Annotated in this window: 13 protein-coding genes; 2 read left to right on the forward strand and 11 right to left on the reverse strand. The window is 42.4% G+C overall.

Going from position 1 to position 12,645, the window contains the following annotated elements; all coding sequences use genetic code 11:
• Positions 1-39: 39 nt before the first annotated feature.
• The 3 genes from ACO53F_RS02935 to lspA are packed head-to-tail and all read right to left on the reverse strand — an operon-like array spanning position 40 to position 2,197.
• Positions 40-756: a DUF2786 domain-containing protein gene (locus ACO53F_RS02935; RefSeq protein ID WP_485137233.1), complete on the reverse strand. Its 717-nt coding sequence runs from the start codon at positions 754-756 to the stop codon at positions 40-42.
• Between the two features lie 36 nt (positions 757-792).
• A complete protein-coding gene (locus ACO53F_RS02940; protein WP_485137234.1) occupies positions 793-1,722 on the reverse strand; it encodes an RluA family pseudouridine synthase in 930 nt (309 codons plus the stop codon).
• A gap of 22 nt (positions 1,723-1,744) precedes the next feature.
• Entirely contained in the window at positions 1,745-2,197 is a 453-nt protein-coding gene (gene lspA / locus ACO53F_RS02945; RefSeq protein WP_485137235.1) for a signal peptidase II, read from the reverse strand.
• A gap of 126 nt (positions 2,198-2,323) precedes the next feature.
• On the opposite strand from lspA, the gene ACO53F_RS02950 reads away from it, so the two are divergent.
• The gene (locus ACO53F_RS02950; RefSeq protein ID WP_485137236.1) at positions 2,324-2,962 is read left to right on the forward strand and encodes a YkyA family protein; all 639 of its coding nucleotides are present in this window, start codon (positions 2,324-2,326) and stop codon (positions 2,960-2,962) included.
• A gap of 16 nt (positions 2,963-2,978) precedes the next feature.
• Complete coding sequence (locus ACO53F_RS02955) at positions 2,979-4,382, forward strand: putative glycoside hydrolase (protein WP_485137237.1); 1,404 nt, start codon at positions 2,979-2,981, stop codon at positions 4,380-4,382.
• Positions 4,383-4,442: 60 nt separating this feature from the next.
• Here ACO53F_RS02955 and ACO53F_RS02960 read toward each other — a convergent pair whose 3' ends face one another.
• From ACO53F_RS02960 to ybeY, 8 genes are all read right to left on the reverse strand, one after another.
• On the reverse strand, positions 4,443-5,159 hold the full coding sequence (locus tag ACO53F_RS02960) for a LicD family protein (RefSeq protein ID WP_485137238.1): 717 nt from the start codon (positions 5,157-5,159) through the stop codon (positions 4,443-4,445).
• Positions 5,160-7,337: a LicD family protein gene (locus ACO53F_RS02965; RefSeq protein WP_485137239.1), complete on the reverse strand. Its 2,178-nt coding sequence runs from the start codon at positions 7,335-7,337 to the stop codon at positions 5,160-5,162. It abuts the gene before it with no gap.
• Positions 7,338-8,318, reverse strand: coding sequence for a glycosyltransferase family 2 protein (locus ACO53F_RS02970; protein ID WP_485137240.1), 981 nt, complete (start codon positions 8,316-8,318; stop codon positions 7,338-7,340).
• Between the two features lie 3 nt (positions 8,319-8,321).
• Positions 8,322-9,806 carry an oligosaccharide flippase family protein gene (locus ACO53F_RS02975; protein ID WP_485137241.1) on the reverse strand — a complete coding sequence of 495 codons (1,485 nt, stop codon included), beginning with the start codon at positions 9,804-9,806 and terminating at the stop codon, positions 8,322-8,324.
• 175 nt (positions 9,807-9,981) lie between these two features.
• Entirely contained in the window at positions 9,982-10,740 is a 759-nt protein-coding gene (gene recO, locus ACO53F_RS02980) for a DNA repair protein RecO (RefSeq protein WP_485137242.1), read from the reverse strand.
• Positions 10,741-10,768: 28 nt separating this feature from the next.
• Entirely contained in the window at positions 10,769-11,674 is a 906-nt protein-coding gene (era, locus tag ACO53F_RS02985) for a GTPase Era (protein ID WP_485137243.1), read from the reverse strand.
• 25 nt (positions 11,675-11,699) lie between these two features.
• Entirely contained in the window at positions 11,700-12,119 is a 420-nt protein-coding gene (locus ACO53F_RS02990; RefSeq protein ID WP_485137244.1) for a diacylglycerol kinase family protein, read from the reverse strand.
• Positions 12,103-12,627 carry an rRNA maturation RNase YbeY gene (gene ybeY, locus ACO53F_RS02995; protein ID WP_485137245.1) on the reverse strand — a complete coding sequence of 175 codons (525 nt, stop codon included), beginning with the start codon at positions 12,625-12,627 and terminating at the stop codon, positions 12,103-12,105. Before ybeY ends, ACO53F_RS02990 begins: the two co-directional genes overlap by 17 nt.
• Positions 12,628-12,645: the final 18 nt, after the last annotated feature.

A 12,645-nucleotide genomic window follows, 5' to 3' on the forward strand; every position in this document is an offset into this window, starting at 1 on the left:
TTAACTACTAAAGCTTAAAACGTTATTCACCTAGAATTCTCATCTTAATCCACTGTCCAGTTGCTTGGCGTCTAAGGACATGGATTTAGCTTGGTGGTAGCCTCGTTCATAGGCTAAAGTCTGTTCATTAACAACAGGCTGCTTAAAAACAATCTGTCCTTGAACCTGAGCATGAAAGACTTCCTTAACCGCTTCAGGTACTTGAATGACAAGGGCATAGCCGGCCTCTTCTGCCACCATACTTTGGCGTTGCTGCTCATATTTAGCCGCTAAACCATCCATAAAGCCTTGGTAATAGGCCCGACGCTGATTCTGCTTTTGCGAACTAGTCAAGCTGTCATGGTCTAATTTCAGGTGTTGTCCGGCATGGAACTTCATGGCATTAGCTGCTAGTTGAAAGACATGATAGGCCAAGTCCACATCTGACTGATAACCCATATAAACAATTTTACGTTGGGTTTTTGACTGGTGTGGCAATCGAGTACTCTGAACATAGAGCATGATGCGAAAATTATCTGCAATGGTACGCGCTAATATTTTTTCCCACCAGAAGAGGGTTTTGTAAACAGATAAAGAACGCGTCACAATCGCATCCAGACTAGTCGCAGCATCTAACTCTTGTTGCGAAATTTTATGCTTGAGCATGAGTTTCTGTGCCATCAGGAGGGCCGTCTGACTCTCCTCATCCTGGTTACCATCTTCTGCAAGTTCAAGCAGATTGCGGATTTTATCCAGAATCTTATCATTTGGATTCATGACATCCCTTCCTTTCTGTCTTAGAATCGTTGGATTTTATCTCAATTGATCTAATGCCTCTTCAAAACGTTTCGGAAGTGGCGCCTTAAACTCAAGCCATTCGCCACTTCTAGGGTGTTGTAACTTTAAGGCATAGGCATGTAGCAGCTGGCCAGACATATCATGGACTAAGGAGCCCTTGATATGGTCTAATCCTTTGCGGTAAACAGGATCTCCAACTAGTGGATGTCCAATAAACTCTAGGTGAACACGAATCTGATGGGTCCGCCCTGTTTCAAGTTCAAGATCTAGTAAGGTAGCATTCTCAAAGTTTTCCATGACTTGGAATCTAGTTAAGGCATACTTGCCTTCTTTGGTCACTGTCCAACGTAGGCGATTAGCAGGATCGCGTTGCAATGGCGCTTCAATGGTCCCCTGGGGAGCCTTGACTTGACCATGTACAAGCGCTATATAGGAACGACGCATATCATGATGAAGTAACTGTTCGGCTAAGCTTTGGTGAGCTGCATTATGTTTAGCTACGACTAAAAGGCCTGAAGTATCCTTATCGATTCGATGGACAATACCAGGACGATAGAAATCTGAACCACTAGATAGATTGCCATTCAGATAATGAAGCAAGCCATTGACTAAGGTCCCCTTGAGATGCCCTTTAGAAGGATGAACTACTAAGCCAGAAGGCTTATTAATGACTAGGATATCTTCATCTTCATAAACGATATCTAAATCCATTGCCTCAGGCTCTGGTAGCGACTCTTCTTCAACTAATACGCTACGTCGCTCCAGCAACAGAGTTTCATCCCCTTTTAGTTTGAAATTAGCCTTCTGGCTTTGGTCATTGACACTTACAAGGCCATCCTTAATGATTTTTTGAATAGTTGAGCGGCTTTCACCTGGTAACAAGTCAGTTAAGACTTTGTCCAAGCGCCCTACCTGCCCTTCTAATTGAAATTTTTCCTTTGTCATAGTATCTCCTTAAGACTTTCTTTTAGTATAAACTTAAATCATGGTCCTTTGCCATCAACAAGAGTATCAAAACACCCACTGTTAAAGCCGTGTCCGCTAGGTTAAATATTGGGAAAGAAATGAAGTCTAATTGTAGCATATCGACCACATAGCCGTTTAGCAGGCGATCAAGGAGATTCCCCACAGCGCCTCCCACTAAGCAGGCATAAGCTAGATTGACCCAAGTAGAACTAGCTTGTCGACGGTAGATTTTATAGCTGAAGAAAACCACTGCTAACAAGCTGATGCCGATAAACAATCCTTGAGCGCCCGGTAAGATGCCCCAGGATGCGCCTCTATTTCGTATATAAGTTAAACTTAAAAAGCCGGGCACTAATGCCATCTGCTGACCTAAGGCCAGATGGGTCAACACCCAAAATTTAAGTCCTTGGTCCACTATCAGAATGCCTAGTACGGTAGCAAATGCGACTAACATAGCGTTCTCCTTGTTAAATGCGTTTTCTTTTTGGTATAATAAAGAAGTATAAGTACTATTATACCTCAAAATGGTGAAGAAAACACCTAGGTGACAACCAAAAAAACTAAAAGCAAAGGAGTCTTTATGAAGCGAATCAAATATCTATTGATTTTGATCTGTAGCTGTCTTTTCCTCGTGGCCTGCGATAATTCCCTGGCCCGAGTCGATCGAGCAGTTGGCTTGATTCAAGAAGATACTACGGGCATCATCAATGATTTAACCGAAATTCAAACGCAAGAAAAGAATTTGCAAGCAGCTTTTGAAACAGACTTAAGCCAAAACAATTTGGCACTTTTCAATTCTAATGATAGCCAAGTTGAGAAAAACATTCAGGAACGCAAATCACGTCTTGAAAGCATTAATAAGAAACGGACCCATCTCCAAGAGATGCTGAAGGAATTAACTCAAGGGACTGATAATAAAAATCTCCCTACTGGCAAATTCCAAGACATCAATAGTGCCATCAACCAATTAGATCAGGACTTAGCCACCTACGTTAATGACTATAGCGCCAACTTAGCTTTGGAATCTCAGTCCTTTAAATCCATTGCCAATCCTGAATCTAACTACCAATCATTCTTCGATGTCTTAAAGAATGTTAACACACTCTCTACGACTAATCTGATGAATCTAGATAAGGTCCTCCCCCATTTTGAGAAACTCAATGCCAACTTAGTCAATCTTAAGGTTGACCTAGTGAAGCTGAAAGAACAGAAAAAATAGCCTCAGGAGGTAACGCATGAAATATGTCAAATCCGGCGCTCTCTTGCTGCTCTTGATGCTCTTTTTGACTGCTTGTCAAAAGCAAGAAGCCAACCAAACGACTTATCAGTCGCTTCCCCAAGTTCAGTCTAAATACTCTGCTGATGAGATTGCAGACTTCAACAATCGCCGTAACCAAGGCAAAACCAACCGTTATGAAGGGATTAAGATAGAAGAAGGACGTATGCTAGATACGCCAACCAATCTACCAAAAGCCCTCTTCTACGATAGCGGAATTAATATCGCCTACCCGCAAAATGGCGTCAAGGGTATCTATCTCTCACCTGAGATTATTGCCAACGATGCAAAATTCCAGAAAGTCATCGCCATGATGAAACGTAACGGCCTTAATACAGCCGTCATTGACTTCAAGGATGACTATGGCCAAATTGTCACCCAAATCGACACTGACAATGCCATGGTTAAAGAAAATATAGTCCAAGTGGCCGATTTAAAAGCCGCGCTCAAGACCTTAGAAGCCAACCAGATTTATCCAATTGCCCGTATTGTTACCTTCAAAGATAACATGATGTCGGAAAAGCACCCAGAACTCTCCTTCCACTCTCGTGAGACAGGAGGCATCTGGTCGGATGGCAATGGATCTCAGTTTATTAACCCCTACCTAGAAGAAGTCTGGAAATACAATATCGACGTTTCCATTGCTGCCGCTAAGATGGGCTTCAAGGAAATTCAGTTTGACTATGTCCGCTTCCCAGAAGGTTTTGAGACCTTTGCTGAAGATTTGCGCTTCGACAAAGGCAACTACAGCAACTATGTCTCCGCAAGTGGTAATAAAATTGAAGGTGAAGACCGTGTTGCGGCTATTACTGACTTCTTGAAACTCGCCAAAGAACAACTCGCGCCATATGGTGTTAAAGTTGGTGCCGACGTCTTCGGTATTACAGCCGTTACCAGTGGCCAAACCGAAACAACCGGGATTGGTCAAGACTTCGCTAAAATGGCCGAACAGCTAGATGTTATTTCGAGTATGATCTACCCCTCTCACTGGGGTACAGCCTTCTTCGGAATTGAGCTACCTGACTTACACCCTTATGAGTTAGTCGATGAATATATGTTCTCAGAGGAACAGGTACTTAAGAACGTTCAAAATAAGGTGATCAGCCGCCCATGGATCCAAGACTTCACTGACTCAAGCAAACCAATAGGTACCTATCAAGAATATGGAACCTTACAGGTTCAGGCACAAATTAATGCCCTAGCCAAGCACAATATTCACGAGTTCTTACTCTGGAATGCTAACGGTGATTATTCTGAAGGCATTGATGTCAGTGGTAAAAACACTAATAATCCAACTACCAATCAAGGGTCTAACCAACAGATGCAGAATACACAACAGAATCAAAATAATGTCAATCACTAGATAGCAGAAAACCCCCGTCACTGAATTAATCAGTGACGGGGATTTTATTTATATCCTTGCTTAAGGTAAGAGCTTAACTTGAGCTGGTTCAGACGATACTTGCTGATAAATCGGGTTAGCTTGCCAATGATAGTGAGTGTTAGGCTCCATGAAATCTGCGCCATAGAGTAAGGACAGATAGCGATGGCAATCTTGCGGTACCATTACTTTATGCTCTTCAATATTGGCCCAAACAATCTTCATTAGTGGTAATTGATAGCGATAAGCCATCAAGCGAGTTGGCTGGCCGATGGCATTAATCTTGAAATCAATAGTGACACTCGAAAATTGCGTCTCAGTAACCTCATAGAAGATAAAGTCAATGTTTAGCCCATTGAAATCATAAGCCCGTTCCACTACTTTACCGTCATAGGTAAAGTCCTTGCGTTTACGGAATCCATTGGCTAAGAGATGACCTTCATAGACATCAAAGGCCTCTAAGTCACTGACTTTGAGAGCAAAGTCCATATCAATATCATGCTCAATGCGCCCACCTTCACGGTAGTAACCTAGCAGACTACCAAAATCCAACCATAAATCAAAGTTTAAGTGGTCTTGATCATAGACAATCTCTAAAATCCGGTCGAAGTTGGCCCTTAATAGAGCTTGTCGCCCTTCATCTAACTCTTTGTTAGCTTTCTGATTTAACTGCTTAATAATCGGCAATTTTTTAATACTATCCTTGTGTTTACCTAAGAGGCTGGCCAAACTCCGTTTAGCCCATTGCATAAGTGACATTTAGGCTTCCTCCTTGTAAGCAGTAAATGGCGCATGTTGCACACGGTCTTCTTCTGCAGGCAATTGCATATAATCTGCTCCATAGATAGCCGTCAGAACTTGATCGTAATCTGACAGAATTTGATAGCAACGATCTTCAAATACAGCCTCTTGAACTTGTTCATGTGCCGTCTTAACAAAACTTGTATCGCGACGCTTCTTCTCCATCAAATAATCAAGTCGATTAGAGTCGCTCCCCTTCTGTGCTAATTGGTCCATTTTTTGGTTCCAAATACGAGGTGGCAAGAGACGGAAGAAGAAATTCACGGCATAGCGCATAAGGTTACCTAAGCCGCCCTCTTGGTTACGAATGCCATTCCAAGAATAGGCAGAAAGTTGACGAAACTGATCTAGGCGGTCCATTTTTGCTTGATCGCCCTTAGCATGGTCAAAGGGAAAGACATCTACGCAGATACCTAATTTACTTGGCCATGCCAAAGTATTATTTTCGTAGAAAGTACGCTTATCTACTACACGATAAAAAGGGAAAGGATAATGCCAAGCATCTTGGAAACCCGTCACCTGGTAAACTGGATGACGGTCTGCCTTGATGGCTTGATAGAGACGCTCATATTCTGAACGAACCAAGGCAATATCCATATCATCATCCCATGGAATGAAGCCTTGATGGCGAACAGCCCCAAGTAAAGTTCCATAAGCTAAGCTATATTGGATTTGCTCACGTTGGCAAATGGCATGGATATAGTCCATAATTTCAAGTTCAACCTGACGGACTTCTTGGTCATTCAACTGACGGTATCCAGCATAATCCTTAGCTATAACTGCTTCGTAATAGCCCAAGATGGCAAATAGAATGACACCTAAGAAAGAAATCCCGTATAAGGTCGAACTCAAGAACAAGTTAGAAGTAAAGATAACTGCCATCATAGCTAGAATCATATCTAAATCCTGACAGCTAACTCCTTTCTTGTTGAGGGCCCACCATTTGGCTAAAAGGCGCTTGGTAGATGCCAAGATAAAGAATCCTAAAGTGATAAAACCTAAGATACCATTGTAGAATAGGACTTCAATATAACCGTTATGAGTGAGATAGTGTTGCTTAACCACATAACTATTGGCATCATATGACTTGGCTACACTGTGCCAGTTACCTGAAGAAAAACCTAAGATTGGACGGTAAGGAACTAGAGCCAAGGTTGACTTCCAAATATCAAAACGGTTGTTAGAGATATTGGTTTCCTCAGTATCTGACCGTTTCAAAGTCCCTTCACCAGTGGTAACCTTTTGATTACCTGTCACGCTGGCTTCATCGTTGAGGATGTGGATACCACCTGATTGTTTTAGGTAAAACTCCCCTACTGTGTCAACAATGTAGACCCCGACCCCAATAGCTGCAAAGACCACACAGATAGTTAAGAAACGCTTCTTTAACTGCCAGCCAGAAATGTTGACCATGCTGTAGATTAGGGTAGCAGCAAGCAAGCATAATAAGGCTGTTCTAGAACCAGATAAGACAATGTAAACGAAGTTAATAACAATAGACGAGATGATTGCCACTTTCATCCAAGTCACCTGACTCTTACGCCATTGACTTAAGAGGAAGAGAACTACTAAGAGCGATATAATAGCCAAATAGTTAGGACTAGCCAAAATCCCAAATAAACGCGACTCAATAAAGCCTTGGCGAATAATTAGACCTTTATAGTCGCTAACATGATAGCCAATCAAGGCCACGAATTGGCCAATGGAAATCAAATCACCGATAGTATTGACGATAACGACTAGCCAGAACATGTTACTCAGCAAACGCTTAGCTTGTCCTTGACCCAAATTAATAAAGATTGGGTAAATGGCAAAGAAATAAAGGAAGAATATGACCATATTCTTGAAGTTTGCCATATAACCAAAGTTGACTACCAAGAGACTTGTTACAATATTCAAAAGGAAGAAAGCAACTAGCCAAGGTAGTAAACTGAGTTTGAGATGAACCTTCTTGGATAATAAGTTATAGAGCCCTAATAAGCACCCCATTAAGGTGATGGTACCATATACTAAAGGATGGGCACTGAGAAATTGTAAGGGAACAATCAACCCTGCCATACAATACATAATCAAGGCTAATAAAAAGCAAGTACTGATTTGGTAGTAATGTTTCTCAATCCAATCAAATCGTATCATTTATCCATGCAACTCCTTTTTGTATTTCTTACTAATGATTTGCTTATAGAGAGCAGGACTAATCTGTAAAGCAAGCATACTAAGTTTACGCCCCTTGGTGAAAAGCGGATCACGCATAATCTGCCAAAAGTGGTCTGTTAGATAAGACCGTAGGCGTTTTTTAAGACTGTCATCTTGATAGTCTGAATCTAGCAACAAACGATCATAGACATAGAAATGCGCCCAATAGAGCCGTGTCATAGCTACTGGCAACAAATCTGGGTAGTCCCGTTTGATAATTTCATAGTTTTGTTGATAGGCCTCAATCACATTGAGGTACTTGAGTGAGAATTTCTGGGTGGTAATGCTATTTGGACGGTGCATATAGTAATAGAGTTTGGCATCCGTCGCCACCACTCGCTGACACTTGGCTAGCAAGCGAATCATGATAAAGGCATCTTCAGCAATTTTTCCTAACTCAAATTTCAAGTCATCGAAAAGCGAACGCTTATAGAGTTTAGTTGGTGCCATTACCGTAAATCCTTTAGCTGCCATCACATGACCGATGGCCTCTTTGGCTGTAAAGACCCAAGTCTGTGCTTCTGTTTCTGGTCCACTCGGAATCTGGTCATCATAGATATCATAGTGTGAGCACATGGCCAAGTCTGCTTGGGCAGAGACCATCTCTTGATAAAGAGTCTTCATCATATCCAAAGAAATAACATCATCACTATCAATAAAGGCAATGTACTGCCCTTTTGCTTGAGCAATGCCCGTATTTCTTGCAGCTGATAAACCACCATTAGCCTGCGAAATCAGGCGAATACGTTGATCTTCTTGCTCTAGACGCTGACAGATTTCTAAACTCTTATCTGTAGAGCCATCATTGACTAGCAAAATTTCAAGGTTAGCGTGACTTTGATTGCGAATGCTAGTCACACACCGCTCCAGATATGATTCCACATTGTAGACAGGAACTACAATCGTAATTAAGTCTGACATGGTCTATCCCCTTCTTCTTAATTTATTGCCAACTGCTTCTACCATACCGGTCAGTACTGGATCCTTAAGTAACCAGAGGGCTGCAAGGTAATACACCCCGCATAAGGTCATTAGAATTGCAAGGTTTACTAAGACGGCTAAGTTTAAATGCGTCATTTGCACTGGAGATAGCGCATTTACGAGTAGGCTAATTGGGATAAACCCTGCTGCAATCAGCCCATAGCGCAAGAAGCTGCCAATGACGGGCTTCAACTTAATTAGGCCATGACGTTTGATAAAGTAGATTTCGAGGGCAATTAGGACTCCTTCTGACAACCAAGTGGTTAAGATATAGATTTCTGGAGATGAAAAATGCATATTAAGGAGTAGGAACTTGAAGGCTAGGTTGAGTAAACCGCAGGCGAAATAATAAAGGGTCAAACTCCGTTCATAACCATGAATGAAGATGATCTGATTAGCGAAAAGGGTCTCAATAGACCAAGTAATACTCCGAATACCGAAGATAGCTGTTACAGTTGCAGCTCCCATGTAGGCCCCCCCACCATAAAGCAAGACAGCATAATTGCCTGTTATGAAGAGCCCTAAACTAATTGGCGCAATCAAGAAGGCAAAGAGACGTGCCCCTTTGTAGACTAGGTTGTCATAGGCTTCACGATTATTCTGGCCTAGATAGTAACCCAAACGCGGAATACTTACTGAGATTGGACTACTAATCAGAGTCGCAATCATAGTTGAAATTTTTTGGCCTTGGCTATAAAGGCTGACGGCATCCTCTGAATCTGTATAGGATAGGAAGAGCTTGTCTAAAGCCGTATAAAGGGTCACTGCACTAGACATAAGTAGTAAACTAATCAAAGGCAGAATCATGGACAACATGTCTTTAACCTTGACCTTAACTAGCTTGACTTGGCGCTTAATCCAGACAAAACCGAAGAGATAGTTGAGAATTTGAGCGCCAGACATGACTATTGCATAAATGATAATATCCTCGGCCGTTTTAACAAAGCCAAAGAGCGCCACAATCATAATAATTCGCAAGATGATGGTCTTAATTAAGATAAAGCGATAATTCTCGAAGGCCTCTACCATCCACTCAATATAGAGGAAACTGGATAGAATCTGACTTCCCAAAACTAAGTAAATTGCCAACTGACTCTTCTGGTGAACGGTCGCATAGACATAGCCCACATAGAATAGGGTCGTTAGAATGGATGAAATAACCGTAATGTAGAACAGGCTCGAGAAGAAGTAATTGACCTGATCTCGGTCATGCTTAACCTTACTAATTTGCCGGACACCAAAATAATAAACCCCTAATGAGGCAAAAGGTAAGAAAATGTTCATCAGCGTGTCGCCAGCATTAAAGTAGTTATATTCTACCGAGTTTTGAAAGACCCGGTTAATATAGGTTCCTGTGAGGACAGGCACCACCACGTTTGCAAATCGCACTAAGAAATTCGCGAGGGCATTGGTTTTGATGTTTTTCATGGAACCTCCCGTAGCTATTTTGCTAATTGAAATTTGTCTCCACTTATTCTACCACGAAAAGACGAATTATTCACCTGATTTCCAAATTCTTAATCTTTTAGGGATTAGCCGACAGCCTAGAATCTCAGTAATTTGTTAGCTATTCATCACCAATTAAGCGACAAAAAAGCTTAAACTAAGTACTTGACCAGTCTAATTGCGTAATTTGATCCAAATAGGACTTACTCTTGAGACGAATACCGACATATTCTTGATAGATAGCATCCATGAGTATTCGTAGGTCCTTAAGTGTCTGATCACTTAAATTAATGTTCTGGATTTGTTTTAAATCCACTTGAGACAGACGTCGGGCTAGGTGCACTGCTCGACTAGAAACTGGTAAGCAATGAATATCCAAAGAGGCATGACGGTCACACAAGACGGCTTGGCGCTTGAGACTAAATCTTAAGGGGCGATCACTGACCTGGCAAGTTGCACAAGAGGCCCATTGAATATGAATGCCAAAAACTGGCAAGAGATGAATTTCTAGATAAGCCACAATGACTTGAGGAGCTAAGCCTTGATTTAAGGCCTCAAGCACCTGTAGTAGAAGCTGATAGAGCTTAGGATTGGCTTGATTGTCCTCTAGAGCAGCATCCAGGAGTTGTAAGACATAGATGCCATAGGCCTGCAGCAGGATATCAGCCTGCAATCTTTGGAAAAGTTGGATTGACTGGCTTTCCTTAAGAAAAGAGAGGCCGTCGTCTTGAATATCACCAATATAGGCATGATGGGTCATAGGGAGGCAGGCGCTTGTCAGCCGATGATGGCCCCGATAAAGACCGCGCACAAAGAACATCTTAGTCCCAAATTCTTGGGTAAAAATCTTGACCAAGCCATCATGTTCGCGGTGAGGACGCTTGAAGAGGACAATGCCTTCAAACCGTTCATTCATGCCCCCTTCTCCCTTCTATAACCATCTCTTAGTAGTTATCTGGACGATAGCCAAAATCACTCAGATTGGCTTGACGATCGCGCCAATTCTTCTGAACCTTGACCCACAAATCTAAATAAACCTTGTCATCCAGCAATTGCTCAATATCACGCCGAGCAAGTTGGCCGATTTTTTTAATCATTTGGCCTCCGGCTCCAATGATAATCCCCTTCTGGCTCTTGCGTTCCACAATAATGGAAGCTTGAACTTCAATCTTGCCATTCTCATTGCGTTGCATACTTTGCACTTGAACTGCAACAGAATGGGGAATCTCTTCCTGAGTCAGGAGTAAGATTTTTTCACGGATAAATTCGGCCACTACAAAATATTCGGGATGGTCCATAATTTGACTATCTGGATAGTACTTAGGTCCTTCCGGTAAGGCTTCTTGCAACTTAGCCACCAATTCCGGCACATTATTGCCTTGCGTAGCCGAAATCGGAAAGACTTGGTCAAAGCTTCTGACTTCTTGGTAACCTTCAATAATAGGCAAAAGATCATCAGGTTTGACTAAATCAATCTTGTTAATGACTAAAAAGACAGGAACCTTAACATTCTGGATACGTTCCATAATCAATCGATCGCCAGGCCCCATCTTTTCTGCAGCATTAACCACAAATAAGACGGCATCTACCCCTTTGAGGGCGCTATAAGCCGTATTGACCATGAAGTCACCTAAGGCATGTTTAGGCTTATGAATACCAGGGGTATCAATAAAAACAATTTGAGCCTGGTCATTAGTTAAGACTCCCTGGATTCGATTCCGAGTGGTCTGTGCCTTATCCGACATAATGGCGATTTTCTGCCCTACAAAACGATTAAGTAAGGTTGATTTACCAACATTAGGGCGTCCTATAATGGCTACGAAACCAGATTTAAATGCTTGATTACTCACGTTTCACGCTCTCTTTCTCTAAGACTTAAGCAAGGCCTAACAGAATGGCTAGCACATGCCAGACTTTAGGGCCTAGGACCAGGAATCCCACTCCTACTGCCACCAAAGCCGCCACAACAACTGCAGCTGCTGCTACATCCTTGGCAACCTTGGCCAAGGGATGTAATTGTTCTCCAACTACCAAGTCAACTGTGGCCTCCACGGCGCTATTGACCAGTTCCATGCACCAAACCAATCCTGTCACAAGCAGCAAGAGACTAGCCTCAACGGCATTGACTCCAAGCAAGCCCACTATGATTAAAACCAAGACGGTCACCCCCGCGTGAACCTTGAGGTTACGCTCATTAGCTAAGGCATAGCCCAAACCGGACAATGAAGCGCGGAAGGAAGCCAAGATACTTGGATTGACATGATGCTTGTAGGGGTGTTTATCGCGTGAGACCATAAGTCGTCAACACCTCTTCTTGGATTCTAAACATTTCCTGCGCTTCTTCTTCTGTCTGATGGTCATAGCCATTGAGATGAAGGAAACCATGAACCGCTAGGAAAGCCAGTTCACGGTCTAGACTGTGACCATAGTCCTGTGCTTGTTCTAGGGCGCGTGGGTAGGAAATGATGATGTCCCCTAAGTGTTGGGGTAAATCTTCTTCTTCCTCAAAATCAGCATCATCTAAATCTTCTGTCTCCTCTTCAGCAAGATCTAGATGGGCGAAGTCCACATCAAACTCACTAGTTACTTCAGTCAAGGCGAAGCTCAAAACATCCGTTGGCTTATCCAAACCGCGGTAGTCACGGTTGAGAGTCTGAATTTCCTCATTAGAAACAATGGACAAATCCAATTCAATCCCCTCAGGCAAGTTCAGATACTTTGCAGCTGCTTCAATGACTTCATGAAGCAATTTTTCTTGACCAGCTGCTAGGTAGGCTTGGTCATCAATAATATCAACTAACATAAATGTCCTTTCTAATCC

This window comes from Abiotrophia sp. (genome assembly GCF_057275535.1).